The 25,260-nt window shown below is 68.4% G+C and carries 23 protein-coding genes and 1 other RNA gene; 23 read left to right on the top strand and 1 reads right to left on the bottom strand.

Annotated elements, in window-relative coordinates; genetic code table 11:
- The first annotated feature begins 1 nt into the window (after position 1).
- The 22 genes from B5F85_RS04945 (at position 2) to B5F85_RS04840 (ending at position 22,640) form a co-directional block, all read left to right on the top strand.
- Entirely contained in the window at positions 2-853 is an 852-nt protein-coding gene (locus B5F85_RS04945) for a tetratricopeptide repeat protein (protein WP_087314959.1), read from the top strand.
- Positions 840-1,355, top strand: coding sequence for an SsrA-binding protein SmpB (gene smpB, locus B5F85_RS04940; protein ID WP_087314957.1), 516 nt, complete (start codon positions 840-842; stop codon positions 1,353-1,355). The genes B5F85_RS04945 and smpB overlap by 14 nt, the downstream gene beginning before the upstream one ends.
- Positions 1,356-1,409: 54 nt before the next feature.
- Positions 1,410-1,922, top strand: coding sequence for a flavin reductase family protein (locus tag B5F85_RS04935; protein WP_087314955.1), 513 nt, complete (start codon positions 1,410-1,412; stop codon positions 1,920-1,922).
- Between the two features lie 42 nt (positions 1,923-1,964).
- Positions 1,965-2,105 (top strand): rubredoxin, encoded by a 141-nt coding sequence (locus B5F85_RS04930; protein ID WP_087314954.1) that lies wholly within the window; start codon positions 1,965-1,967, stop codon positions 2,103-2,105.
- A 188-nt stretch (positions 2,106-2,293) separates the two neighbouring features.
- Positions 2,294-4,558 (top strand): N-acetylmuramoyl-L-alanine amidase, encoded by a 2,265-nt coding sequence (locus B5F85_RS04925; RefSeq protein ID WP_087314952.1) that lies wholly within the window; start codon positions 2,294-2,296, stop codon positions 4,556-4,558.
- 153 nt (positions 4,559-4,711) lie between these two features.
- Positions 4,712-5,080: a transfer-messenger RNA gene (ssrA, locus tag B5F85_RS04920) on the top strand.
- Positions 5,081-5,163: 83 nt separating this feature from the next.
- Positions 5,164-6,066, top strand: a complete 903-nt coding sequence (locus B5F85_RS04915; protein ID WP_087314950.1) for a patatin family protein — start codon at positions 5,164-5,166, stop codon at positions 6,064-6,066.
- A 53-nt stretch (positions 6,067-6,119) separates the two neighbouring features.
- Positions 6,120-8,768 carry a TIM-barrel domain-containing protein gene (locus B5F85_RS04910; RefSeq protein ID WP_087314948.1) on the top strand — a complete coding sequence of 883 codons (2,649 nt, stop codon included), beginning with the start codon at positions 6,120-6,122 and terminating at the stop codon, positions 8,766-8,768.
- Between the two features lie 282 nt (positions 8,769-9,050).
- Complete coding sequence (gene rplM / locus B5F85_RS04905; RefSeq protein WP_087314946.1) at positions 9,051-9,491, top strand: 50S ribosomal protein L13; 441 nt, start codon at positions 9,051-9,053, stop codon at positions 9,489-9,491.
- A gap of 3 nt (positions 9,492-9,494) precedes the next feature.
- Complete coding sequence (gene rpsI / locus B5F85_RS04900; protein WP_087314944.1) at positions 9,495-9,890, top strand: 30S ribosomal protein S9; 396 nt, start codon at positions 9,495-9,497, stop codon at positions 9,888-9,890.
- 163 nt (positions 9,891-10,053) lie between these two features.
- A complete protein-coding gene (gene glmM / locus B5F85_RS04895; RefSeq protein ID WP_087314942.1) occupies positions 10,054-11,391 on the top strand; it encodes a phosphoglucosamine mutase in 1,338 nt (445 codons plus the stop codon).
- Between the two features lie 76 nt (positions 11,392-11,467).
- Entirely contained in the window at positions 11,468-13,318 is a 1,851-nt protein-coding gene (gene glmS, locus B5F85_RS04890) for a glutamine--fructose-6-phosphate transaminase (isomerizing) (protein ID WP_087314940.1), read from the top strand.
- A 2-nt stretch (positions 13,319-13,320) separates the two neighbouring features.
- Positions 13,321-13,860: a holo-ACP synthase gene (acpS, locus tag B5F85_RS04885; RefSeq protein WP_087314939.1), complete on the top strand. Its 540-nt coding sequence runs from the start codon at positions 13,321-13,323 to the stop codon at positions 13,858-13,860.
- Between the two features lie 5 nt (positions 13,861-13,865).
- On the top strand, positions 13,866-15,476 hold the full coding sequence (locus B5F85_RS04880; protein ID WP_087314937.1) for an NAD(P)H-hydrate dehydratase: 1,611 nt from the start codon (positions 13,866-13,868) through the stop codon (positions 15,474-15,476).
- Between the two features lie 16 nt (positions 15,477-15,492).
- A complete protein-coding gene (gene alr / locus B5F85_RS04875; protein WP_087314935.1) occupies positions 15,493-16,653 on the top strand; it encodes an alanine racemase in 1,161 nt (386 codons plus the stop codon).
- 49 nt (positions 16,654-16,702) lie between these two features.
- Positions 16,703-17,326 (top strand): uracil-DNA glycosylase, encoded by a 624-nt coding sequence (locus tag B5F85_RS04870; protein ID WP_087314933.1) that lies wholly within the window; start codon positions 16,703-16,705, stop codon positions 17,324-17,326.
- Positions 17,323-17,802 (top strand): tRNA (adenosine(37)-N6)-threonylcarbamoyltransferase complex ATPase subunit type 1 TsaE, encoded by a 480-nt coding sequence (tsaE, locus tag B5F85_RS04865; RefSeq protein ID WP_087314931.1) that lies wholly within the window; start codon positions 17,323-17,325, stop codon positions 17,800-17,802. The genes B5F85_RS04870 and tsaE overlap by 4 nt, the downstream gene beginning before the upstream one ends.
- Positions 17,803-17,909: 107 nt before the next feature.
- The gene (locus B5F85_RS04860) at positions 17,910-18,308 is read left to right on the top strand and encodes a transcriptional repressor (RefSeq protein ID WP_087314929.1); all 399 of its coding nucleotides are present in this window, start codon (positions 17,910-17,912) and stop codon (positions 18,306-18,308) included.
- Between the two features lie 68 nt (positions 18,309-18,376).
- Positions 18,377-18,964 (top strand): NADH peroxidase, encoded by a 588-nt coding sequence (locus tag B5F85_RS04855; protein WP_087314927.1) that lies wholly within the window; start codon positions 18,377-18,379, stop codon positions 18,962-18,964.
- Entirely contained in the window at positions 18,964-19,410 is a 447-nt protein-coding gene (locus B5F85_RS04850) for a DUF3783 domain-containing protein (RefSeq protein WP_087314925.1), read from the top strand. Before B5F85_RS04855 ends, B5F85_RS04850 begins: the two co-directional genes overlap by 1 nt.
- A gap of 163 nt (positions 19,411-19,573) precedes the next feature.
- Positions 19,574-22,045 carry a tRNA (adenosine(37)-N6)-threonylcarbamoyltransferase complex transferase subunit TsaD gene (gene tsaD, locus B5F85_RS04845; RefSeq protein WP_087314923.1) on the top strand — a complete coding sequence of 824 codons (2,472 nt, stop codon included), beginning with the start codon at positions 19,574-19,576 and terminating at the stop codon, positions 22,043-22,045.
- Positions 22,046-22,145: 100 nt separating this feature from the next.
- On the top strand, positions 22,146-22,640 hold the full coding sequence (locus B5F85_RS04840; RefSeq protein ID WP_087315001.1) for a methylated-DNA--[protein]-cysteine S-methyltransferase: 495 nt from the start codon (positions 22,146-22,148) through the stop codon (positions 22,638-22,640).
- A gap of 188 nt (positions 22,641-22,828) precedes the next feature.
- Here B5F85_RS04840 and B5F85_RS04835 read toward each other — a convergent pair whose 3' ends face one another.
- A complete protein-coding gene (locus tag B5F85_RS04835; RefSeq protein ID WP_087314921.1) occupies positions 22,829-24,115 on the bottom strand; it encodes an L-serine ammonia-lyase, iron-sulfur-dependent, subunit alpha in 1,287 nt (428 codons plus the stop codon).
- Positions 24,116-24,305: 190 nt separating this feature from the next.
- Here B5F85_RS04835 and B5F85_RS04830 point away from each other — a divergent pair, with 190 nt between their 5' ends.
- Positions 24,306-25,241, top strand: coding sequence for a transporter substrate-binding domain-containing protein (locus B5F85_RS04830; RefSeq protein WP_143786135.1), 936 nt, complete (start codon positions 24,306-24,308; stop codon positions 25,239-25,241).
- Positions 25,242-25,260: the final 19 nt, after the last annotated feature.

Below are 25,260 nucleotides of genomic sequence, written 5' to 3'. Positions count from 1 at the left end.
GATGAGCCAGACTACGATGACTGACGACCTCGAGCTTGCCGAGGGCCTCATGCTCCAAGGTCAGCCCGAGCGCGCCCGGGAGGTGCTCTCCCGCCTCGCCGAGGACGCCGAGGAGTACGTGGACAGAAACTGCCCCACGACCGACGAGGTCCAGTGGTTCAGCTTTCCCACGATCTTCGAGCGCCTCGCGTATCGGCGCGTCGAGAAGGACCCGCGCGAGCTGCGTGACGTGGGCGAGCCGCTCGACCGCCTCTACAACGACCTCGCCCTCGCCTGCGTCCAGGCCGGCGACTACGACGATGCCATGGAGGCGCTCAAGCGCGCCGTCCGCTGGAACCCCATGGACTGCAGCTATCGCCTCAACCTTGCGGACCTCTTCCGCGTGGCGGGGGACGTCCAGGAGTACCTTGCCCTGACCTATGGCGTCTTCGAGCGCGCGAGCGACGCGCGCCACCTCGTTCGCGCGTTCGTCAACTTCGCCGGCTGGTTCGCCTCGACCGAAAAGCCGCGCCCCGCAGCCGCCGCCCTGCGCGCGGCCCGGGCCCTGGGGGTCTCGGACGGCACGCTCGAGGCGGCCCTCGACCAGGCCGCCGGGACCGATCGCGACCCGGACCTTCTGGACGACGCCGAGATGCGCGCCCTTCTCGCCGAGGAGGGGCTTCCCGACGGCGCCAACGCCGAGATCGCGGTCTGCCTGCTCATGTGCGCGGGAGACGCCGCGGAGCAGGGGGCCCGCGACGTGGCCGCGAACCTCGCGCTGAGGGCCCGCGATCTCGTGGGGGAGCCGGCGGCCAAGGCCCTCCTCGAGCTCATCCACGAGACGGACGAGGAGGCGGCCCATGGCAAAGAGTAAGGTCGTGCGTCAGGCGGCCGCGGCCGCCGCGAAGCAGGCGAAGCCGGGCAAGCGAACCATCGCGAAGAACCGCTCCGCCCACCATGAGTACTTCATCGACGAGACCTTCGAGGCGGGCATCGAGCTCACGGGCACCGAGGTCAAGAGCCTTCGCGAGCGCGCCTGCCAGCTGACCGACGCCTTCTGCCTCATCCGCGGGCGCGAGGCGTGGCTGCACGGCGTCCACATCCACCCGTACTCAAACGGCGGCGTCTGGAACGTCGACCCGGACCGCAAGCGCAGGCTGCTGCTGCACCGTCGCCAGATCGACTACCTCGACGCAAAGCTTCGCCAGCGAGGCCTCGCCCTCGTCCCCCTGGAGATCTACTTTGACGAGCACAACCGCGTCAAGCTCGCAATCGGGCTCGCGCGAGGCAAGAAGCTCTACGACAAGCGAGCCGACATGGCGCGTCGAGACTCCGACCGCGAGATCGCCCGCGCCCTGAAGGAGCTCAACCGGTAACGAGCGTGGAGGGGGGAGGCCCTTTTCCACGCTGCCCACAGGAGAGGAGAAGACATGGACGCTAGCGCGCTGTACAAGTTCTCGTCGGGACTCTACGTGGTGTCCGCGGATGACGGCGAGCGCCCGGGGGCGTGCATCGTCAACACCGGGCTCCAGGTGACCTCCGCGCCGCTTCAGGTCTCGGTCACCGTGAACAAGGAGAACTTCACCTGCGGCGTCATCGAGCGCGCCGGGCACTTCTCGCTCGCCGTGGTGGACGAGTCGGCCGACATGCTCTTCGTGGGTCGCTTTGGCTTTAGGACCTCCGCCACGGAGGACAAGTTCGACGGCATCGCGAGCGCCGTCTCCGCCACGGGCGACCCCTACCCCACCGAGCACGTCTGCTCGTTCGTGGCGTGCCGGGTCGTTCAGACCGTGGACGTGGGCACGCACCTCGTCTTCGTGGGCGAGGTCGCCGACGCCGGAAACCTCTCGGGCGTGGCGCCCATGACGTACGCCTACTATCATGGGATCCTCAAGGGCAAGACGCCGCCGAAGGCCTCTTCCTACGTTGAGGGTATAAGTTAGGTCGGGGCGAGAGACGCCCTCACACGACGAAAGGAGCACCGCATGGCCGAGGAGAAGAAGTACACGTTCCGCTGCACCGTCTGCGGCTGGGAGGTCACCGTCGACACGCCCGAGCTGCCCGAGGACCTGGTCTGCGAGGTCTGCGGCGTGGGCCCCGACATGTTCGAGCTCGTCGAGGAGTAACCCGACGGTCTCGCCTGACGGCGTTTGCGGGGGCGGCTCCTGCGGGGGTCGCCCCCGTCTTGTCTAAGCTCTTTGTTGATTTGTCCACGGCTCTAGGCAGGGGCGGCCAAACAGCGTAACGTTTCACAGGAATGTGCGAACGGATGTCTCGCAATCCCGCGACGCGTCCCTTGCCTGGAGGTTCATACATGAATCGTAGCCGCTCCATCACCCGTCGCACCGCCGTCTCCGCCTCTGCGGCCGCCATCGGCTGCACGCTGCTTCGACCGCAGCTTGCGTGGGCAGACGAAGGGGCCACGTCGCTGACCTCGTCGGACGTGCTTGACTTCCTCTACATCGACAATGCCGAGCAGCGTGCCGGCGAGACCCAGAGCGTGGTCGTCGCGCTCAAGGGGCTCCCCGACCTTGTGGCCGCCACGCTGACCGTCGCCAACGCAGGCGCCGCCGACACGCTCTCCTGCGCGATGTCCGCCTCCGCGGGCTGCTCCGCGCTCTTCTCGTTTGTCCCTGAGCACGAGGGTACCTACGAGGTCACGCGCCTCGACCTCGAGACCGTCGAGGGCGCCTGCTCCGTGGACTTCACGGACTGCGACGCCTCCTACCGCAGCTTCACGGCAACCGCCGCCGTCTCCCTTCTGGCGGGCAACGCCGATGACGGGGCTCCCGAGCTGCGCGTCTACACCGATGACGGCGACGGCGAGCTCACGCTCTCCGAGACCATCGAGGAGGGCGCCGCCCTCGCGGGCGTGCCCGTCCCCGTCCAGGACGACGCCGATCAGGACGCGTACGCCCGCTCCCGCTCCGTCGAGCTCGCCGCGGCGGGCAAGACCGTCGTGGCCCTCGACCCGGGCCATGTGGCCGTGAGCTCCGGCGCCGTTGGCGTGAACGGGACCCAGGAGGCGTCCTGCACCTGGAAGATCGCCCAGTATTGCGCGGCGGAGCTCGCGAAGTACCAGAACGTCTCGGTGGTCTACACCGTCAAGCCGGGCACCTCCGTGACGGGCAACGAGCTCGAGTATCGCGTCAAGAGCGCCGTCTCCCAGGGGGCGGACCTGTTCGTGAGCCTGCACCTCAACTCCACCGTGGGCGGCTCCAACGGCCAGGGCCATGGCGCCGAGATTTACGTCCCCTATGACGCCGAGTACAACAACACGACGCACGAGGTCGGCGAGGCGCTCGCTCAGCGCATCATCGAGCAACTCACGAGCCTCGGCCTCTACAACCGCGGCGTGAAGATCCGGGTGATCAACAACGACCCCGACTACAGCTACCCCAACGGCGACGACGGTGACTACTACGGCGTCATCCGCTACGCGCGCAACTACAACCTGCCCGCCATCATCGTCGAGCACGCCTTCCTCGACAACGTGAGCGACTTCAACAAGTACCTGAGCGACGACTCCAAGCTGCAGCAGCTCGGCGTGGCCGACGCAAAGGGCATCGTCAACTATCTCGAGACCGTCGAGGACCCCTCTGCCAGCCGTGACATGCATCGCCTCTACAACCCCAACTCCGGCGAGCACTTCTACACCTCCAACGCCGCCGAGCGTGACAGCCTCAAGAGCGTGGGATGGATCTACGAGGGCGTGGGCTGGGTCGCCCCGGGCCGCTCCGACACGCCGGTGTACCGCCTCTACAACCCCAACGCCGGCGACCACCACTACACCACCAGCGTGAGCGAGCGCGAGATGCTCGTGCTCGCGGGCTGGAAGTACGAGGGGATTGGCTGGTACTCGGACGACAACCGCGAGATTGCTGTCCTGCGCCAGTACAACCCCAACGCCATCGCCGGCTCCCACAACTTCACCACCGATTCCGCGGAGCGCGACATGCTCGTCAAGGCGGGCTGGCGTGACGAGGGCATCGCCTGGTACTCCCTCAACCCCGTCGGCGTGTCCGGCGGCGAGGACGACCCCTACAACGGCCTCACCACGCGCACCCCGATCATGGGCGCCTCCGTCGTCTCCGCGAGCACCATGGCCGCGTACTACCGCGGCGTCGGGGCGAGCTATCCCTCCGACGTCTACGCCCAGTACGGCGCCCCGACGATCGACGACTTCTGCCGCATCCTCTGCGAGGAGGCTGCGGGCGAGGGCGTGCGCGCTGAGGTGCTCTTTGCCCAGGTCTGCATCGAGACTGGCAACCTGCGCTTTGGCGGCCGCATCAAGCCCGAGCAGTGCAACTTCGGCGGTATCGGCGCCACGGATGGCGGCGCCCAGGGCGCGGATTTCAGCGGCAACGGCACCGACTCGGTGCGCATCGGCCTGCGCGCCCAGGCGCAGCATCTGAAGGCGTACGCCTCGACCGACGCGCTCAACAACCCCTGCGTCGACCCGCGCTTCTCGCTCGTGAGCCGCGGAAGCGCCCCGCTCGTCGAGAACCTCGGCAACGGAAAGTGGGCCACCGACAAGTCCTACGCCTCCAAGCTCCTGCGCGTCATGAGCTCGCTCTAGCCCCAAGGTGGGACGGATGCCCCGGAGGCATCCGTCCCATGGGGCGTGGGTGTCTGTCACGGTCGGGGGCAAAACGGGTAGAATACCCCTGCGGTCGCGCGAGCGGCCCGTACGTTGACAGCCGCATGGTGGCAGTCTTCCCATTCCATCCGTGGGGGTGACTGGTTTCGACAGGGTGGGTCTGAGATGGGCAGCAGGCCGTGGTCTCCTCGCCACGTTAAACAGGGGTACCGTCAAATTGAATTGACGACAACAACTCTTTTGAGCCTCAGCTGGCTCTCGCCGCTTAATTAGATAGCGGCGCGTCGAAGTGGGGATCGCTCCCGTTCCCTCGGAGACGTCATTTCAGGGAGATGCTCGAGCGGACGTGGTCGGTATGCCACTCGAAAAGATTGAACCGACTGGGACGCCAAGCGCGGGTTGCCGGGTGCGCGGCGTCTAAGACCTAACCGGTAACTGAGCCTGGAGACACCTGTCAGGGGTCCGCTTTGGACCGGAGTTCGATTCTCCGCACCTCCACCATGCACGCTTCGCGCCGGGACCCGCAGGGGCCCCGGCGCTTTTTCCTGCGAGTCGCGTCGAGAGGGGCGCGGAGAGGGGACGTCATGGCAACCGAGAAGACCAGCGTGCCGGCGCTCGTGCTGGAGGGCGGCGGCTTTCGCGGCATGTTCACGGCGGGCGTGCTCGACGTGCTGCAGGAGCGTGGGCTCTACGGCTTCTCGAGCATCTGGGGCGTCTCTGCCGGGGCGGTCAACGGCTCCAACTTTCGCTCGCGCCAGATCGGCCGCACCATGCGTGACATCCTGGCCTTTCGCGACGACAAGCGCTTCATGTCGCTCTGGTCGTTCGCGACGACCGGCAACGTCGCGGGCGTCGACTTCATGTACGGCGAGGTGCAGGACCGCCTGGACCCCTGCGACCTCGACACGTTCAACGAGTCCGAGACGCCCTTCTACGCCGTCGTCTCCGACGTCACCTTCGGCGCCCCGGACTACCTGCCCGTGCGACGCTACCCCGAGGACCTCGTGAAGGTGCGCGCCTCGGCCTCCCTGCCCACGGTCTCGCGCATCGTGGAGATTGACGGGCATCGCTACCTCGACGGCGGCACCACGGACTCCATCCCCTTCGAGACGGCGATGGGCCTTCCCGGCGCGCGCGAGGTCGAGGGGCACGTCCCTGCCGAGCGCGCCCTCGTGGTGCTCACGCGCGACCGCTCCTACGCGCGCGGCGCCGGCTCGGAGGCCATCGCGCTCAAGTCCCACCGATACGACCGCTATCCCTACTACCTCGAGGCGCTGCGCACGCGGGGCGAGCGCTACAACGCCCAGCGCGAGCGCCTCTGGGAGCTCGAGCGCGAGGGACGGTGTCTCGTCATCGCTCCGGAGGAGCCGGTGACGGTGGGGTCCTCGACGCGTGACGGCGAGTCGCTGCTCACGCTCTACATTGCGGGGCGCCGCCAGGCGCAGGCCCGTCTCGCCGAGATCGACGCCTTTCTCTGCGCCTGCTAGTTGGGGACAGTCCCCAACTAGCAGAATGTCCCCGACCAACGGAGGAGCGGTACGTGACTGACGTTCGTGTGAGTTTCGGCGAGAAGGGCCTGCCCTGTCGCATCGCCTTTCTCGACGAGACCATCGTTCGGGTGACCATCGACCCGGCAGGTGAGTTCGCGCCGTATGCACGCCCTCTCTCGCCGGAGCATGTCACGCGCATCCAGGCCCAGCCCGACGAGTCCGACGTCTACGCTCATCCCGTCGCCGCCGTGCGCGACGAGGGCGACGCGCTCGCGGTTTCCGCCGGCGGGACCGAGGTCCTTCTCGCCAAGGCGGACGGCCGCATGACGCTGCGCCGTCGCGGTCGCGCCGTCATGCGCGAGGCGGCCCCGGTGGAACTCGGCACGGGCCTCTCCACGCAGACGCTCGAGCGAGCCCCAGGCGAGCGCATCTTTGGCGGCGGCACGCAAAACGGCTACGCCGAGCAGACGGGCAGGGTCGTGCGCATCGTCTCCACGCCCATGAACAGCAACCAGTGGGGCGATGGCGGCGTGGCCTCCCCGAGCCCGTTTTTCTGGTCGAGCGTCGGGTATGGCGTGCTGAGAAGTACGTTTGCCCCGGGCGTCTACGACCTTGGCGCCACGGACGGGGCGCTCGCCTGCTCCCACGAGGACTCCGTCTTTGACGCGTACCTGCTCGTCGCCGAAGACCCCGGCGCGGGCCTGCGGAAGGTCGCCCAGTCGATCCTTCGCGCCTACTTCAAGGTGACGGGCGCTCCCGCGCTGCTGCCCGACTTTGCCTTCTACCTGGGGCATCTCAACGCATACAACCGCGACGCATGGTCGCGCGAGCCGCGGGAGGGCGCCCAGGAGTGGGTCGTGCGCGGATCGGCGCCGGCGGACGGGCCGGGCGAGACGCGCTACGAGCTCGGGCGCCTACGCGGCTACGTGGTTCCCGAGGGGCACCTTGCCGAGTCGCTCAACGGTCCCGACGAGGTGCTCGTTGCCTCGGCCGAGAGGTACCGCGGGCAGACGCCCCACGAGTTCTCCGCCCGTGCCGTCATCGACGAGCACGCCGCGCACGACATGCCCCTCGGCTGGATCTTGCCCAACGACGGCTACGGGGCCGGCTACGGTCACAACGGCTACGAGATGACGGGCGGCGTGGGCGCGGACGGGGAGAGCTCGCCCGAGCGCCTGGCCGCCATCGCGGCCAACGTGGAGAACCTCGCGTCCTTCTCGGCCTATGCCAACGAGCGCGGCGTGGAGGTGGGCCTGTGGGCCCAGTCGCAGATCACGCCCTCGCCCAATCCGGACGTCACCTGGCAGAACCTGCGCGACTTTGCGGCGGAGGTGTCCCGCGCGGGCGTCCGCGCGCTCAAGACCGACGAGGAGTGGGTCGGGGAGGGCTACTCCTTTGGCCTCAACGCCACCCGTCAGGGCCACGAGATGCTCTTCGAGCGCACGGGCCAGCTTCCCTTCGTCCTCACGCTGGACGGCTGGGCGGGCACGCAGCGCTACGCGGCGGTGTGGTCCGGAGACCAGGACGGGTCTGGGTGGGAGTACGTTCGCATGCACGTGCCCACCTACATCGGGCAGGGCCTCTCGGGCAACCCCAACGTGGCCTCCGACCTGGACGGCATCTTCGGGGGCAACGCCCTCGTGGCGACGCGCGACTTCCAGTGGAAGGCCCTCACGCCCATCATGCTCGACATGGACGGCTGGGGGGCGCTTCCCAAGCTGCCCTACGCGGGCGGCGACCCCCACACGGGAATCTGCCGCATGTACCTCAAGCTCAAGAGCGCGCTGATGTCCTATCTGCGCACCTGCGCGGCATCGGCCTCCTGCGTCGAGGGCTGGGAGGGCAACGACGACCTCGGCCTGCCCATGGTCCGCTCGGTGCTGCTGGCAGACGAGCGGGCGCGCGGCGAGATGGCCGAGAAGTACGAGTTTCTCCTCGGGGACGCCCTGCTCGTGGCGCCCATCTATCGCGACACGCGCGCCGACGCCGTCGGAAACGACGTCCGCGACGGCATCTACCTTCCCGGCGGACCGGATGACGTGTGGTTCGACTTCTTCTCCGGGGCGCGGCATCGCGGCGGGCAGGTGCTCGACGGCTTTGACGCGCCGCTGTGGAAGCTGCCGCTGTTCGTGCGCGGCGGCTCGATCGTGCCGAGGTGGGAGCCGCACAACAACCCGCGCCCCGCGGGCCCGCTCAACCCGCGCGGCCTCGACCGCACGCGGCGCGTCGTTGACTTCTGGCCCGTGGCGGGGGAGAGCCGTTACGTGGAGTTCGAGGACGACGGAGCCACGGCGGGCGGCCACGTCTCGACGGCGTGCTCGTGCGCGTGCCGTGACGGGGAGACGGTGCTGCTCGTCGAGCCGGCGCGCGGCAGCTACGAGGGCTTCGAGCCGCATCGCTGCGTGACGCTGCGGGCGACGGTCGAGGGTCGCCCCGAGGCCGTGCGCGCCTGGGCGGGCGAAAAGGGCCTGGAGCTGGTCGAGGTGACAAGCCGCGAGGAGCTCGAGGACGGCGAGCCCGCTCCGGGGACGGCGGCGTGGCTCTTCGAGGAGGCCCCCGCGGTCGAGACCTGGGCGCCCGCGGGCGAGCGCCTGCTGGCAGAGATGGTGGCCGAGGCCCATGGCGCCCCGCGCGTGAGCGTGCGGTTTGCGCGCGTTGATGTGCGCGAGGCCGCGCTGCGGGTGGCGCTTCTCGGCTGACGGGCGTGCGATCTCGCGCGGATAACATGCACAGTTCCGTTAACTTTCATATATCCGCAGGTCGGAAAATGGCGTTTCCGGAGCTGTGCATGTTAGCGCTTGAGGGGTGCGGTTCGCGCGCCCAGGCGTTTGTGCGGCTTGTGTGCGTGATAATTTCCAGCTCAGCGGCGGCGCAATGCGCTATACTCTTACAGCTTTTCCACAGAGCCCCGTAATCTCTGATACGAAAGCACGGCGGTTTGTCCAGAAGCCGCCATCACGTAGGTACGTAGGAGGAGTCAAGTGAAGAAGTCGACTCAGTTCGCCAAGAACGGCGAAGTCGAGCGCAAGTGGGTGCTCATCGACGCTGAGGGCGCGACGCTCGGCCGTCTGGCCACCACGGCTGCCATGATCCTTCGTGGCAAGAACAAGCCCCAGTACACCCCCAACGCCGACACCGGTGACTTCGTCGTCGTCATCAACGCCGACAAGGTCGTCCTCACGGGCGTCAAGGCTGACCACAAGCAGTACTGGCGTTACTCCGGCTACCTCGGAGGCCTCAAGCTCGAGAGCTTCCGCGAGGCCATGGAGAAGCACCCCGAGCGCGTCGTCGAGCACGCCATCAAGGGCATGCTCCCCAAGACCACCCTCGGCCGCAAGCAGGGCACCAAGCTCAAGGTCTACGCCGGCCCCGAGCACCCGCACACGGCCCAGAACCCCGTCCAGATCGATTGGAGGGCCTAACCGATGGCTGAGAACACCGTTGTTTACACCGGCACCGGTCGCCGCAAGGAGGCCGTCGCCCGCGTCCGTCTCGTCCCCGGCACCGGCAAGGTCGTCGTGAACGGCCGCGAGGCCATCGAGTACTTTGGCCGTCAGCAGCTCGTGGACAACGCCGTTGCCCCGCTGCGCCTGACCGAGACCGCCGAGCGCTTTGACGTCCTCGCCAACTGCGACGGCGGCGGCATCACCGGCCAGGCCGGCGCGCTGCGTCTCGGCATCGCCCGCGCCCTTCTCGACGCCGGCGAGTATCGTGAGGACCTCAAGAAGGCCGGCTTCCTCACCCGTGACCCGCGCGCGGTCGAGCGCAAGAAGTACGGCCTCAAGAAGGCCCGCAAGCGCCCGCAGTTCTCCAAGCGCTAACGGCACGTTTGTTGCGCCATCATGGACCCTCGGTTTCGTCCGGGGGTCCATTTTTTGTAAAAGGGCACGAAACGCGGGGCCGGGGCGCTCGTCGAGAGTAGGATAGGACGAGGATTATGCCGCTCGGCCATGCCGGGCGTTCCGCGCGCGAAAGGGGACGGCAATGAAGTACTTTGGCACCGACGGCTTCCGTGGCGTTGCCAACGAGGGCCTCAACGTCGAGCACGCCTACAAGATCGGCCGCTTCGTGGGCTGGTACTACGGGGCGCGGCAGGGCAGGAAGGCCCGCATCGTGCTGGGCAAGGACACGCGCCGCTCGAGCTACATGTTCGAGTCCGCCTTGGTCTCGGGCCTGGTGGCCTCTGGCGCGGACGCCTACATGCTTCACGTCATTCCCACGCCCGGCGTCTCCTACGAGGTCGTCGACGGCGCGTTTGACTGCGGCGTCATGATCACCGCTTCCCACAACCCCTACACCGACAACGGCATCAAGCTCGTCAACGACGAGGGCTACAAGATGGACGAGGACGTCCTCGAGCTCATCGAGGACTACATCGACGGCAAGAGCGAGGTGCCGCTGGCGACCGGAGACGCCATCGGCTGCACGGTCGACTACATGCAGGGTCGCAACCGCTACATCGCGCACCTCATCGCGAGCGCGAACTTCTCGCTCCAGGGAGTCAAGGTCGGCCTCGACTGCGCCAACGGCGCGGCCTCCTCCGTGGCCAAGCCCGTCTTCGACGCCCTTGGCGCCGACGTCCGTGTGATCAACAACAGCCCCGACGGCTTCAACATCAACGTGGACTGCGGCTCCACCCACATCGACCGCCTGCGCCGACACGTGGTCGAGCAGGGCCTCGACGTGGGCTTTGCCTACGACGGGGACGCGGACCGCTGCCTTGCCGTGGACGAGCGTGGCAACGTCGTCGACGGCGACCTGATCCTCTACATCTGCGGCGTCTACCTCAACAAGCACGGTCGGCTCACCGCCGGCACCGTGGTCCCCACGGTCATGAGCAACTACGGCCTGTTCAAGGCCTTCGACGAGGCGCGCCTCTCCTACGAGACGACCGCGGTGGGCGACAAGAACGTCTATGCTTGCATGCGCGCGAACGGCTACAGCCTGGGCGGCGAGCAGTCCGGCCACATCATCTTTGGCGACATCGAGTGCACCGGCGACGGCATCATGACCTCTCTGCGCATCATGGAGGTCCTGCGGGCCGAGCGCGAGACGCTCTCGCAGCTGTGCGCCCCGGTGAAGCTCTACCCCCAGGAGCTCGTCAACGTGCGCGTGAGCGACAAGGACGCCGCCATGAGCGACGAGGGCGTCCTTGCCGCCGTCAAGCAGGCCGAGGAGTTCCTTGCCGGTCAGGGCCGCGTGCTCGTGCGCGCGTCCGGCACCGAGCCGCTCGTGCGCACCCTCGCCGAGGCGCCGACCGACGAGCTCTGCCGCAAGGCCAACGCCATCGTGCTCGAGGCGCTCAAGCCGTTTCAAGCCTAGGTGAGAAAACGCCACGTCGCCCCTCGGGCTGCTAGAATCGTGACGTGCCCCAGACGCAGACACGAGGAGGCTCCGCATGTGCGGAATCGTTGGCTATACCGGCAGTAGCCAGGCAATTGGCTACCTGCTCGAGGGTCTCAAGACGCTCGAGTATCGGGGATATGACTCCGCGGGCGTCGCGGTGCTGGGGACCGACGGCGCCCTGCACGGCGTCAAGTGCGCGGGCCGTGTCGCCACGCTCGTCGAGCGCTGCGAGACGGCCAACCTCGTCGGGACGACGGGCATCGCGCATACGCGCTGGGCGACGCACGGGGCGCCGACCGACCGCAACTCCCATCCTCACCGGGACTGCAGCGGGCGCATCGCCGTCGTTCACAACGGCATCATCGAGAACTACCGCGAGCTGAGGGCGTATCTGCAGAGAGGTGGTCACACGCTCGTCTCCGAGACCGACTCCGAGGTGATCGCCCACCTCATCGAGGACGCTTGGGCGGGTCCCTCCGCCGGCAACCTCGTGGGGGCCGTCCGCAACGCGGTGCGCCGCCTCGAGGGCTCTTGGGCGCTTGCCGTGGTGTGCGCCGACGCGCCGGGCGAGATTGTGTGCGCGCGGAACGGGTCCCCGCTCGTGGTCGCCTCGACCTCGGAGGGGGCGTATGCCGCCTCGGACGTCACGCCTCTCGCAAGCGTCACCTCTCATGTCATCCAGCTTGAGAACGGCCAGCTCGCTCGGCTGGAGCGGGGAGGGCGGGTCACGGTCTTCGACGCCGAGGGCGCCGAGGTCGACGTTCCCTCGACCATAGACATCGACTGGGACGCCTCTGCGGCCACGCTCGGCGGCTACGCCGACTTCATGGCCAAGGAAATCGCCGAGCAGCCGGAGGCGATCGAGCGCCTGCTCTCCGGCCGCATGGGGGCTCACGGCGTCACCCTCGATGAGCTCTCCATGACAGGCGACGAGCTCGCCTCGGTCGACCGGGTCTACCTCATTGCCTGCGGAACTTCGTATCACGTGAGCCTCATCGCCCGGACCCTCATCCAGACGTGGGCGAAGGTGCCCGTCATCTGCGACTACGCCTCCGAGTTCAACTACGAGAACGACGTCTTGGTCACTCCCCACACGCTCGGGGTCATCATCACCCAGTCCGGCGAGACCGCCGACACGCTCACCGCGGCGCGGCGCCTCAAGGGGATGGGGTGCAAAGTGTTTGCGATCACCAACGTGCTCGGCTCGACGGCGGCGCGCGAGTCCGACGGCGTGCTCTACGTCCAGGCGGGCCCCGAGGTGTGCGTGGCGTCTACGAAGGCCTACACGGCCCAGATGGTGGCGAGCGCGCTTCTCGCCCTGCGCCTGGCCGAGGCTCAGGGTCAGATGGAGCGCGCGGAGGTGGAGCGTCGCTACGGGGACCTCTGTCGCATTCCCGACCTCATTCGCGAAGTCATCTCGCGCTCCTGGCAGGACAAGCGCGCCGCGCAGCTCTTCCGCCGTGCGCACTCCGCCCTCTTCCTCGGTCGTGGCGTCAACGCGACGACGGCCCTCGAGGGCGCGCTCAAGCTCAAGGAGATCAGCTACCTCCACGCCGAGGCCTATCCCGCCGGCGAGATGAAGCACGGGCCCATAGCCCTGCTCGAGCCCGGCTTCCCCGTGGTCGCCATCGTCCCCGAGGACCGCGTCCACGATAAGACGGTCTCCAACATCCAGGAGGTCATCGCGCGCGGCGCCGTGTGCGTGGCGGTTGCCACGGACGGCGACGAGGCCGTCGCCTCTCTCGTGGAGCATGTCCTGTGGATTCCCCATGTGCCGGACGAGCTGCTCGTTCCCATCGTCGCCGTGGTCCACCTGCAGATGCTCGCGCGCCACGTTGCCCTTCTCCGCGGGTGTGACGTTGACAAGCCCCGCAATCTTGCGAAATCGGTTACGGTGGAGTAGCTATGGCAACGGCAGGCATCGGCGTGGACATGCTCGAGATCGAGCGCATGGAGCGCGTCATCGCGCGACGGCCCAACTTCGTGAGGCGCGTGTTCACGGAGGAGGAGCGCGCATATTGCGAGAAGAGCGCGCGTCCCGCAGAGCACTATGCCGCACGGTTCGCCGCGCGGGAGGCCGTGCTCAAGGCGCTGGGCACGGGCTTTTCGGACGGCGTTGGCCTGCGTGACGTCTCCGTCTCGCGCGACGAGTCGGGCCGGCCGCGCGCGGTGCTCGCGGGGCGTGCCGCCGAGATCGCCCGCGAGCGCGGGGTGCGTGAGATCGCGCTCTCCATCTCGCACACCCACGACGTTGCCGTGGCCAACGCCATCGCGGTGACCGATGACGTGCGCCCCGTGCCGCCGGCCCGTGACGAGGCGGCCCGCGCGCTCGCAACCTCGTTCAAGGAGGCGCGCTCGGTGCTCGACGAGCTCGAGCGCGTGCAGGAGGAGGCGCTGAGCGGCATCGACGAGCGCCGTGACGAGAAGAACGCTACGAAGGAGTAGATGACATGCAGCCGGTACTCAACATCGAGGACGTCAAGTGCGTCGAGGTCGCCCTCACGCGCGAGGGGGTGAGCGTCTCCGAGCTCATGCACCGCGCCGGTTGCGCCGCGGCGCAGGAGGTCATGGAGCTCGGCGGCGTCGAGAACGTCGTGGTGCTCGCCGGCCTTGGAAACAACGGCGGCGACGGCTGGGTCGCCGCCGAGGCGATGCACGCCCACGGCGCCAACGTCACCGTCGTGACGCCGGTCGACCCGGACGAGCTCGCCGGCGACCTTGCCCGGCAGGTCGCCCAGAGCGCCGTGCGCGCGGGAATCCAACCCATGGTCGGCCCCTCGCGCGACGAGCTCGAGAGCCTGCTGGAGACTGCGGACGCCGTCCTCGACTGCATGCTGGGCACGGGCTTTCACGGGGACGTCCGCGCCCCCTTCGACATCTGGATCGACTGCGTGAACGCGTGCTCGGCGCGCGTGGTCTCCGTCGACGTTCCGAGCGGCCTCTCGGCCCAGACCGGGCACGCCTCGAAGAGCTGCGTCGTCGCCGACATGACCGTCACGATGCTCGCCCTCAAGCCCGGCCTGCTCGCCGACGACGGCCGTGACGTGTGCGGCGCGATCGTGGTGGCGCCGCTCGCGGAGCAGACCGAGCGCCTCGTCATCGACGCCGATCCCGTTGCCTGGAGGACCGACCTCATCGACTACCTCGACGTGCTCCCGACCCCCTCGATGGCGGTCGACAAGTTCACGCGTGGCTCGGTGCTCGTCGTTGGCGGGTCGAGGCGCTTCCCGGGGGCCGCGATCATGGCCGCCCGCTCCGCCGCGCGCATGGGCGCCGGCTACGTGACGCTGGCCGTCCCGGCCTCGGTGGCCTACGTGGCACAGTCCCATCTGCTCGAGATCCCCGTGGTCCCCCTTCCCGAGGAGTCCGACGGGACCATCTCGGCCGATGCGCGCGACGTCGTGGCCAAGCTCGCCGAGCGCGCCTCGGCCGTGCTCGTTGGTCCGGGAATGCGCACGACGAGCGGAACCTCAGCGATCGTTTCGAAGCTGCTCGAGACCAGCGCGCCCCTCGTCGTCGACGCCGACGGCCTCAACTGCCTCTCCCGTCTCACCGACGGTGCCCTGCCCGAGTTTCCCGAGATCACGCGCCGCGGCGCGCCCCTCATCCTCACGCCGCACCGCCACGAGCTCGGACGGCTCGTCGGGCTTCCGTCCAACCCGCCCGACTCGCTCGTCGACCAGCTCGAGGCGGCGCGCAAGATCGTCTGGTCGGACGGGGGCTCCGAGCTCGTCGTCGTCACCAAGGGCACGGCGACCGGCTGCGTGAGCGTGGAGCGCGCGGTCATGCCCAAGCCGGGCCCGGCCGCGCTCGCCACCGCCGGCTCCGGGGACGTGCTGGCGGGCATGATGGTCTCGGCCCTCGCCCAGCACGGCGGCGGCGTCGATCTCGCCCTTCTCGCCGCCTATGTCTGCGAGGTCCACGGCTACGCGGGTTCGCTGGCCGCCGAGCGGAGGGGTACGCGCGCCGTCATGGCAACCGACGTCATCGACGTGATCGGCCTTGCCCAAGACGCGGTTGACGAGCACGTCATGTATCCGGAAGCGGACGAGCTGGCCTAGCGGCGAGGAGGAGGACATGGACAATCACGCGAGTCCGGAAACCCGCTGGTCCTGGGTCGAGGTGAACCTCGCTGCCCTGAGGAGGAACACCGCCTCCTTCAGGCGCCAGATCGGGCGCGGCACGCAGATGATGTGCGTCGTCAAGGCCGACGCCTACGGGCACGGTGCCGTCCCGTGCGCCAAGACCATGCACGCCGCCGGGGCAGACCAGTTCGCCGTCGCCACGGTGCGTGAGGGCATCTCCCTGCGCGAGGGCGGCATCGAGTGGCCCGTCCTCATCCTCTCCGAGCCCCCCGTCGACTGCGTGGGAACGCTCGTCGACTATGACCTCATGCCGGCGGTCTACACGGCCGACTTCGCCCTTGCGCTGGGCGAGGCCGCTGCCTCGCGAGGTCGCGTGGCCCGCTATCACCTGGCGGTCGACACCGGCATGACGCGCATCGGCGTCCGCCGTCAGGATGCCGTGGAGCTTCGCCGAACCATCGACTTCCACCGCGGCCTCGAGTGCGCGGGCACCTTCACGCACTTCGCCACGGCCGACGTCCTGGACGACTGGGACTTCGCCCTGCAGCTCAACCGCTTTCGCGAGACGGTTGAGGCGCTGCGCGGGGCGGGGCTCGACACGGGCCTCGTCCACTGCGACAACACGCCCGGCACCGTGCTGCACCCCGAGTGCCACTTCGACATGTGCCGCGTGGGCATCGGCCTCTACGGCCTGCACCCCGCCGACGTGACGCGTCCCCGGATCGAGCTCGAGCCGGTCATGAGCGTTCGAGGCCGCGTGGTGCGCGTGCTCTACCCCAACGTCGGCGACGGCGTGGGCTACGGCCTCACCTATCGCGTGCCCAAGCAAAACATCCAGATCGCCACGGTGCCCATCGGCTACGCCGACGGCCTTGCGCGCGAGCTCTCCAACAACATGGACGTGCTCGTGGGCGGCGTGCGCTGCCGGCAGGTGGGCAACATCTGCATGGATCAGTTCATGTTCGCGGTGGACGTCAACAGCGCCCGCGCCTACCGCCCGTCGCGCCCGGTGGAATATGGCGACGTGGTCACCCTCATCGGCACGGACGGCAACGAGTCCATCGACGCGGACGAGATGGCCCAGCTGCGCAACACGATCAACTATGAGGTTGTCTGCGACTTTGGGATGCGCCTTGAGAAGATCTACACCTAGCGGGTCCGGCGGTCGTCGCACGGCCGCGGAGAGAAGGGGGCTCGACCTCATGTCCGTCATGCACATCCCCGGTCACGAGCACCAGCGGCCGCGCGAGGTCTCGCTCCAGGAGATTCGCGACCTCATGGGCGACTGCCAGCTCTGCCCGCTGGGCGCAACGCGCACCAACCTCGTCTTTGGCGTCGGGAACCCGCGCGCCCGCGTGATGTTCGTCGGCGAGGGCCCCGGCCGCAACGAGGACCTGCAGGGAGAGCCCTTCGTGGGCGCCGCCGGCCACAAGCTCGATGCCCTTCTCGGCTGCGCGGGGCTCACGCGCGACGAGATCTACATCGCCAACGTGGTCAAGTGCCGGCCGCCCGGAAACCGCAACCCCAAGCCCGAGGAGATCGAGGCCTGCTCACCGTTCCTGCGCGAGCAGATTCGCTCTATCTGGCCCGACGTCATCGTGTGCCTGGGCAACTTCGCCTCGCAGTTTGTCCTGCGCACCAACAAGGGCGTGACGTCGCTGCGCGGCCAGCTCTATCAGACGGGCCACTTCGTGGTCTGCCCGACCTTCCACCCGGCCGCCTGCATCTACCACTCCGACTGGCAGCCGCTGCTCGAGGCGGACCTGCGGATGGTCGGCGCGTGGCTGGCCGAGCATCCCGTCGAGCCCGAGGGAGGGGTACGGTGAGCGAGAAGATCATCAAGACGTGCTCGCGTGACGAGACCATCGCGCTGGGGGAGCGCCTGGGGCGCCTGCTCGTCCCCGGTGACGTGCTGGTGCTGACGGGGGACCTCGGGGCGGGCAAGACCCAGCTCACCAAGGGTGTCGCCGCGGGCATGGGCGTGGAGGGCGACGTCACGAGCCCCACCTTCACCATCGAGATGGTCTACGAGGGCGCCGAGATGCCGCTCTACCACTTTGACCTCTATCGCCTGGACGACCCCGACCAGCTCGAGGACACGGGCATCTTCGACGTGCTGGGCGCCGACGGCGTCTGCTCGATCGAGTGGGGCGAGCAGTTCTCCGAGGAGATCGGTGACGCGCGCGTGGACGTCTTCGTGACGCGCCTCGATGACGAGGCCGCGCCGGGGGAGGAGCCCCCGCGCGAGGTCCGCCTCGTCGCGCATGACGCCCGGGGCGAGGAGCTGCTCGCCGCGCTGTAGCGCTCGGTTGCTGGAGGATGTCCTTCTCGTCCAAAATTGAGAAAAAATCTCAATTGAGAACAAGTATCAATATGCTATAGTCTTCGCAGCACGAGAGGAGGCGAGGCATGTCTGGCAGAAACACCGTTCAGCGCACGATTATCGAGGACGAGCTGCGCCGTCTGGCCAACCATCCCACCGCTGACGAGGTGTATGAGGCCGTCCACGCCTCGCATCCCAGCATCGGCCGCGCCACGGTCTATCGTACACTGGGCAGGCTTTCGGACGAGGGCCTGATCGGCCGCGTGAAGATCAACAACGGCGCCGACCACTTTGACCATCAGGCGTTTGCGCACTACCACGTGCGCTGCACCTGCTGCGGGCGCGTCGACGACGTGATGATTCCGGTGCTGGGGGAGGTCGACGAGGCTGCCGCGCGGGTGACGGGGTATCAGATCACCGGCCATGCGCTGCAGTTCGACGGCGTCTGCCCCGCGTGCCAGCAGGGTTTGGCTTCTACGGCCTAGGGCCGAGAGCATAGGAGAGGGCGGCGGGGCGCCACGCCTCGCCGCACGTCAACAACGAGGAGGTCACCATGGACAAGTGGGTCTGCAAGGTCTGCGGTTACATCTACGAGGGCGCCGAGCCGCCGGCGGAGTGCCCGGTCTGCAAGGCTCCGGCCAGCATGTTCGAGAAGGTCGAGGGTGAGCTCAAGCTCGCCGCCGAGCACGAGTACGGCATCTACGGCAAGACCGTCAAGGACAACCCCGACATCTCCGACGAGGACAAGGCCTACATCCTCGAGCAGCTCAAGGCCAACTTCAACGGCGAGTGCTCCGAGGTCGGCATGTATCTCTGCATGGCCCGCATCGCCCACCGCGAGGGCTATCCCGAGATCGGCCTGTACTGGGAGAAGGCCGCCTACGAGGAGGCCGAGCACGCCTCCAAGTTCGCCGAGCTGCTCGGCGAGGAGCTCGAGCCCAACATGAAGGCCTCCACCAAGGCCAACCTCGCCTGGCGCGTCGACTGCGAGTTCGGCGCCACGCAGGGCAAGACGGAGCTCGCCACCTGCGCCAAGAAGAACAACCTCGACGCCATCCACGACACCGTCCACGAGATGGCTCGTGACGAGGCCCGCCACGGCAAGGCTCTCAAGGGCCTGCTCGAGCGCTACTTCGGCTAATGGCCGGCAAGCCTCAGAAAAAGGCTGCCCGCAAGAAGGTCAAGCCCTCGGGGCCCGCGCCGTGCGCGGTGCTCTGGGGGCTTGACCCCTCTTCCGAGAAGGGCGCGGCGGTCCGCGGGGTGCTGCGCGAGATGGGCGTGGTGGCGCGCACGGCGCTGCCCGAGCGGCTGGGCGATCCGGCGGGCGCGTTCGCGCGGCTTCCGGGGTTTCGGCAGACGCCGATGCCCTATGAGGGGCCGACGCCGGAGTGCGATGAGTTTGTCCTGCTCTGCGGACTTACGGACGCACAGGTCAACGTTTTTCTCGCCCGCTCGCGCGAGGCGGGGTGCGTGGTGGGGCCCAAGGCGCTGCTCAACAAGGTCAACCGCGCCTGGCCGCTCGTGCGTTTGATCGAGGCGGTGGCTGGCGAGCATGCGGCCACTTCCGCCCGGGCAGACTCGGACTAACCCCACACGCGGTCTCTGTTTTAGTTTAATCGGCGGGCGTTTTCGCAGGAAAGCTTTTGTGAAGAGCGACCACGTGTGGGGTTCATCGTTTTGAAACATTCCCTGCGAGCATCGCTCCGCGCTACACTTAGCAGGTTGAAACCCTGAGCGAGAAGAGCTGCGCATGAGCGAGAAGAACGTCAAACCTGCCGAGAAGACCGTCCTGGCGCTGGACACGTCCACGGACATGCTGGCGTGCGCCGTCGGGCGCGTGGGCGCGGACGGTGTCGTGGAGGTGCTCGCTGCCCGCGACCACCTCTGCCGCCGTCAGGCAAACGTGGAGCTCGTGACCACGGCGCGGGAGGCGCTCGCCGACGCCGGCCTTTCGATGGGCGAGCTCGACGCGGTACTCGTGGGGCGCGGCCCCGGCTCGTTCACGGGCGTGCGGATCGGCATCGCCACGGCCAAGGGACTCGCGTGCGGCTTAGGCCTGCCACTTTATGGGACCTCCGCGCTCGACGCGATGGCGTGGTCGGCGCATGCCGCCGGCGCCCGAGGGACGCTCGCGGTGGCGGGCGACGCCATGCGCGGCGAGGTCTACCCGGGCATCTACGAGCTGGACGAGGCTGGCGCACACCGCATCTTCCCGGCCGAGACCGTGCTCAAGGCCGATGCCTGCGTGACGGCCTGGGTCGGGCGTGCCGACGCCGTCGACCTCACGCTCACGGGCAACGGGCTGGTCAAGTACCGCGGGCGCTTTGAGGCTGCGGGGCTCACGTCCTTCTCGCCCGAGGAGGCGTGGTACCCCACGGGAGAGGGGCTTCTGCGCGCTGCCGTGGAGGCCGGGGTGTTTGAAGGCGCGTCCGCCCAGCCCGGAGACCCGGCGCTGGTCCTTCCCATCTACACCCGTCTCTCTGACGCCGAGGAGGCCGAGCGAACGCGCCTTGGCCTCAAGAAGCCGGCGACTGTTGAGCTTACCGGCGTGGATGACGCGCTTGCGGGCATCCACCTGCAGTTGCGTCCGATGACGGTGAACGACACCGCCGCCGTGGCCGCCCTCGAGGCCAGCGCCTACGAGGGCTCCGCGCACACGCCGTGGACGGAGCGGATGTTCTACGAGGAGCTCTCCCAGCCCGGCCGCAGCTGGTGGGTCGCGCACGACCAGGGGACCGTCATCGGCTTCGCGGGCGGCGTGCTCGCGGGGGCTGACTTCGAGGTCGAGGAGGTCGTCGTGGACGCGGCGCGCCGACGCGAGGGCATCGCCTGCCGCCTCGTGGCCCGCGTGGCCTACGACGCGCAGATGCTCGGGGCGCAGACGATCTCGCTCGAGGTTGACGAGAAGAACGAGCCTGCCCGCGCGCTCTACGGCGTGCTCGGTCTCGCGGAGGAGGGCCGTCGCCCGGGCTACTATCCGGCGGCCGCCGGCGAGCCCGCGCACGACGCCCTCATCCTGCGCGCGCCGCTGCCGCTCGCGGCGGACGCCGTGATCCAGAACGGCCGTCCGGAGCCGGCGCCCTCGATTCGCCCGTGGCCGATCGTGCCCGGCGAGCGCTCGCCCGAGGCGCGCGCCGCGCTGGCGGCCGCCGGGCCGCTCATCCTCTCGATCGAGTCCTCCTGCGATGAGACCGCCATGGCCGTGACGGACTCCCACGGCGTCGTGTGCGCGAGCGTCGTCGCCACGCAGATCGACTTCCACGCGCGCTTTGGCGGCGTGGTGCCCGAGATCGCCTCCCGCAAGCACACCGAGGCCATCGTGGGCGTCTTCGAGGAGACCCTCGCCCGAGCCGGCGAGCACTTTGGCGTGGACACGCTGGCGCCCTCCGACCTCGCGGCCGTGGGCGTCACGGCGGGGCCGGGCCTCGTGGGCGCGCTCGTGGTGGGCGTCGCCTTTGCCAAGGGCCTCTGCGCGGCCGCCGACCTGCCGCTCATTGCCGTGCACCACCTCGAGGGCCACCTCATGGCCAACCTCTTCGAGACGCCGGACCTCGAGCCGCCCTTCGTGGCGAGCATCGTCTCCGGTGGCAACACCATGCTCGTGCACGTGCGCGCCTGGGGCGACTACGCTCTTCTCGGCGCCACGATCGACGACGCGGTGGGCGAGGCCTTCGACAAGGTGGCCAAGGCGCTCGGCCTGGGATACCCCGGCGGCCCCGTGATCTCCAAGCTCTCCGCGCAGGGCAATCCCAAGGCCATTCACTTCCCGCGCGCAATGATGCACAGCGGCGACTACAGCTTCAGCCTCTCCGGCCTCAAGACCGCCGTCATCACCTACATCGAGGGCGAGAACCGCGCCGGTCGCCCCATCAACCTGCCCGACCTTGCGGCGAGCTTCGAGGCGGCCGTCATCGACGTTCAGGTGGCCAAGGCCGTGACCGCCGTGGAGGAGACCGGTGTTGCCGACTTCTGCGTCGGCGGCGGCGTGGCGGCCAACCCGGGTCTGCGCGCAGCGTACAAGAAGGCGCTCGAGAAGCGCGGCGTGCGCGTGACCGTGCCGCCCATGCGCGCCTGCGGCGACAACGCGGCCATGATCGGGATCGCGGCCCTGAGGAGCTACAACGCCGGGTCCTTCTCGCCGCTTACGCTGGACGCCGACCCCAATGCGGCCCTGGGCGCCTGGGCCACGCCCAACGCCCCCGTCCCGCCTACCTGGGAGTGATGAAAAGGGACAGTCCCTTTTCATCAGGATGTGCTCGGACAGCGCGTTTTTCTCAGGAAATCGCACTCTTATAGTGCAGCTTGGAGGATTGGTGGCCGATATGTACGCCTGCGACTACGAGTCCCCTCTTGGGAGGATGCTGCTTGCGGCAGACGGTGACGGTCTGGCGGGCGCGTGGTTCTACGGTCAGCGCTACTTTGCTCGCGGACTGGAGGATGGCGAGAAGAACGTGGAGCTTGAGGCGCCCGCGCTGGCTGCTGCGCGCCGCTGGCTGGATGCGTACTTCGCAGAGGAACGTCCGTCTGCGGCGGACGTTCCGTTGGCGCCGCGCGGCACCGCGTTCCAGCGCCGCGTGTGGGACGCGCTTCTCGCCATCCCGTATGGGGAAACGCGCACGTATGGCGAACTTGCGGCGGCGTTGGGTAGCTCGCCGCGCGCCGTCGGCTCCGCCGTGGGCAAGAACCCCGTCAGCGTGATCATCCCGTGCCACCGCGTGGTGGGCGCGGACGGCTCCCTCACCGGCTACGCCGGCGGCCTCGACCGCAAGTGTGCGCTGCTAGAGCTGGAGCTGGAGAGCACCACCCCTGCCCGTTGACGTGCGGCTTCCGGACGTTTTGGGACGAGAAACCGTCCGCAATCCGCGCCTAGCTGCCCAAGGCGCCGATAACGGCACTGCGCGGGCGCGGCGATAAGAGCCCGCCGCGAGTTCCGCAGCCGCGCCCTGCGCGGCGAGGACTGTCCGAGCGCCGGGTTCTTATCACCGCGCCCGCGCCGAAGGAGACGTCAGCACGCGCCGGACCCGCACATGAGCTCAATGATCGTCCGGTCTGTCTCGCGCATGCCCCGAGCGGCCAAAACACCCACGTTGCGGATCGTGTTCTCCACGCCCTTGACTACGATGCCGTCGCCGCCGTAGAACTGCTTGCCCTGGCTCTGCATCTGCATGCCCAGAAGGCCGGCCTCCACCGCGCTCGCGATCTTGGCCGCGCAGCTCGCCTTGGCGCCGTCGCAGACCATGCCGGAGTCGATGGCGATGGCGTTGACCACGGTGTGGGAAATCTCGTCCGCTCGCCCGCCGTAGAGGTAGGTGATGCCGGCCGCCGCGCCAGCTCCCGCGCTCGTGGCGCCGCAGTAGGCGGAGAGTCGGCCGATGCCGGTCTTGAGGTGGATGGTCACCAGGTTGGACACCACGAGCGCTCGCAGCAGCTCCTCGTGGGAGACGCCCAGCTCCTGCGCATAGACGATCACGGGGACACTGGCGGTGAGGCCCTGGTTGCCGCTGCCGGAGTTGATGACCACGGGAAGCTCGCAGCCGCCCATGCGGGCGTCGGAGCCAGCGGCAGCCCACGCCTTGGCGCGGTTTGCCACGCCGTCGCCGTACGCCTCGAGCAGCACCTTGCCGATGCCCGCGCCCCACGCGCCGTCCAGTCCCTCGCGCGCGATGGCCATGTTGCAGGCGATCTGGCGGCCGAGCAGCTGCTTCACGTCCTCGAGGTCCACCTCGTCGGCAAACTCGACGATCTTCTCGATGGAGAGGCAGCTGCGGTCGACGCCGGCGTCCCCCTCGCCCGCGGTCTCCTCGAAGGGCTCGCTGAGAAGGACCTCGCCGTCGCGCTCCACGCGGATGACGTTGGTGTGCGAGCCGGCGATCTCGCAGAACGCCTCGTGGCCGCCGCCCGAGACGCGCACCTGGATGTCAAAGATCCACGGGCGCTCGCTCGGCACCACGGTGACCTCGTGCGTGGCGAGAAAATCGCGCATCTCGGCAATCTCCTCGCCGGTCACGCCTGCCAGGACCTCGAGCTTGGCCTCGGCGTCTCCTGCCACCACGCCCGCCGCCGCGGCGGCCTCGATGCCGCGCGCGCCGCCCGTGTTGGGGACGACGACGCTCTTCACATTCTTGATGATGTTGGCGGAGGCCGCCACGTCAACGCGCTCCGGCAGCGTGCCGAGCGTCTGGCGCGCGAGCGCGGCACAGTAGGCCACGGCGATGGGCTCGGTGCAGCCCATCGCGCAGACGAGCTCCTCCTCGAGGATGGCGACGTAGGCGTCGTAGTTTTCCTGGTCCATGAAGGCCTCCTGGGCAACCCGTTACGGCGGTGTTTCCCACGATGGTATCACCTCGAGGTTCTTCTCGCCCCGTTGTATCCTGCCGACGTGCGCGTAACTTTCTCGCATTAAGTTGCAAGGGGGAGGGGAATGGGTCCCCTCCGGTTGCGTCGCGCGGAAGGGGATTACTCAAAAAGGGAAAGGAACCACCATGAAGGCCACCCCGCACGTGTACGTATCTGACAGAGTCTCTCGCCGCGACTTCCTCAAGCTCTCGAGCCTCGTGGCGGGCATGGGAGGCGTGATGGTCCTTTCCGGCTGCGGCCCCGCCGCGCAGGACTCCACCACGGACACCACCGACGCGACCGACGAGCCTGCCGCAAACGCCGACGGCGCTGCGACCCTCGGCGACGGCGTGACGCTGCGCGTGGGCATGGAGGCCGCCTACGCCCCCTACAACTGGCAGGCGACCGAGGAGTCCGACACCACCATCCCCATCGAGAACGTCGAGGGCGCCTTCGCCGACGGCTACGACGTTCAGATCGCCAAGCGTATCGCCGAGGAGCTGGGCATGGAGCCTGTCGCGGTGAAGATGGACTTTGGCGCGCTCGTCGACTCCCTCAACAACGGCACCATCGACATCATCTGCGCCGGCATGTCCGTCACCCCGGAGCGCGCCGAGTCCGCGGACTTCACCGACTCCTACATCGACGACGAGGTCATCATCGTCGTCAAGAAGGATGGCGACTACGCCGACGCCACCAAGCTCTCCGACTTCTCCGGCGCCTCCGTCCTCGGCCAGAAGGACACCTTCTACGACGACCTCATCGATGAGATTCCCGACGTCAACCACATGACGCCCGTCGCCACGGTGCCGCTCGTCGTCGACGCCATCGAGAACGGCACCTGCGACGCCGTCACGTTCTCCTCGATGTCGCTGCCCAACCTGCTCGAGAACTACCCTGACCTCATGAAGGTCGAGCTCGAGGAGGGCGAGGGCTTCTCCGATCCGAGCAACCCGGACAACGCGGCCATCGCCAAGGGCAACGACGAGATGCTCGACCGCCTCAACGAGATCATCGCCGGCATCACCGAGGAGGAGCGCCTCGAGATGTGGCAGGATTGCATGGACCGCCAGCCTGCGTAGTGATGAAAGGGGACAGTCC

The sequence above is a fragment of the Olsenella sp. An293 genome, assembly GCF_002159495.1.
In the GTDB taxonomy this organism is placed as follows: Bacteria; Actinomycetota; Coriobacteriia; order Coriobacteriales; family Atopobiaceae; genus Thermophilibacter.
This window is presented reverse-complemented; position numbering and strand designations above follow the sequence as displayed.

Bases quoted from the DNA above. Each gene is read 5' to 3' on its own strand.
- smpB (WP_087314957.1), top strand. From the start codon at position 840: ATGGCAAAGAGTAAGGTCGTGCGTCAGGCGGCCGCGGCCGCCGCGAAG.
- glmM (WP_087314942.1), top strand. From the start codon at position 10,054: ATGAAGTACTTTGGCACCGACGGCTTCCGTGGCGTTGCCAACGAGGGC.
- B5F85_RS04870 (WP_087314933.1), top strand. From the start codon at position 16,703: ATGTCCGTCATGCACATCCCCGGTCACGAGCACCAGCGGCCGCGCGAG.
- acpS (WP_087314939.1), top strand. From the start codon at position 13,321: ATGGCAACGGCAGGCATCGGCGTGGACATGCTCGAGATCGAGCGCATG.
- B5F85_RS04935 (WP_087314955.1), top strand. From the start codon at position 1,410: ATGGACGCTAGCGCGCTGTACAAGTTCTCGTCGGGACTCTACGTGGTG.
- alr (WP_087314935.1), top strand. From the start codon at position 15,493: ATGGACAATCACGCGAGTCCGGAAACCCGCTGGTCCTGGGTCGAGGTG.
- B5F85_RS04835 (WP_087314921.1), bottom strand. From the start codon at position 24,115: ATGGACCAGGAAAACTACGACGCCTACGTCGCCATCCTCGAGGAGGAG.
- tsaD (WP_087314923.1), top strand. From the start codon at position 19,574: ATGAGCGAGAAGAACGTCAAACCTGCCGAGAAGACCGTCCTGGCGCTG.
- B5F85_RS04855 (WP_087314927.1), top strand. From the start codon at position 18,377: ATGGACAAGTGGGTCTGCAAGGTCTGCGGTTACATCTACGAGGGCGCC.
- B5F85_RS04830 (WP_143786135.1), top strand. From the start codon at position 24,306: ATGAAGGCCACCCCGCACGTGTACGTATCTGACAGAGTCTCTCGCCGC.
- B5F85_RS04930 (WP_087314954.1), top strand. From the start codon at position 1,965: ATGGCCGAGGAGAAGAAGTACACGTTCCGCTGCACCGTCTGCGGCTGG.
- B5F85_RS04925 (WP_087314952.1), top strand. From the start codon at position 2,294: ATGAATCGTAGCCGCTCCATCACCCGTCGCACCGCCGTCTCCGCCTCT.
- B5F85_RS04945 (WP_087314959.1), top strand. From the start codon at position 2: ATGAGCCAGACTACGATGACTGACGACCTCGAGCTTGCCGAGGGCCTC.
- B5F85_RS04915 (WP_087314950.1), top strand. From the start codon at position 5,164: ATGGCAACCGAGAAGACCAGCGTGCCGGCGCTCGTGCTGGAGGGCGGC.
- B5F85_RS04850 (WP_087314925.1), top strand. From the start codon at position 18,964: ATGGCCGGCAAGCCTCAGAAAAAGGCTGCCCGCAAGAAGGTCAAGCCC.
- rpsI (WP_087314944.1), top strand. From the start codon at position 9,495: ATGGCTGAGAACACCGTTGTTTACACCGGCACCGGTCGCCGCAAGGAG.
- glmS (WP_087314940.1), top strand. From the start codon at position 11,468: ATGTGCGGAATCGTTGGCTATACCGGCAGTAGCCAGGCAATTGGCTAC.
- B5F85_RS04880 (WP_087314937.1), top strand. From the start codon at position 13,866: ATGCAGCCGGTACTCAACATCGAGGACGTCAAGTGCGTCGAGGTCGCC.
- B5F85_RS04860 (WP_087314929.1), top strand. From the start codon at position 17,910: ATGTCTGGCAGAAACACCGTTCAGCGCACGATTATCGAGGACGAGCTG.
- B5F85_RS04840 (WP_087315001.1), top strand. From the start codon at position 22,146: ATGTACGCCTGCGACTACGAGTCCCCTCTTGGGAGGATGCTGCTTGCG.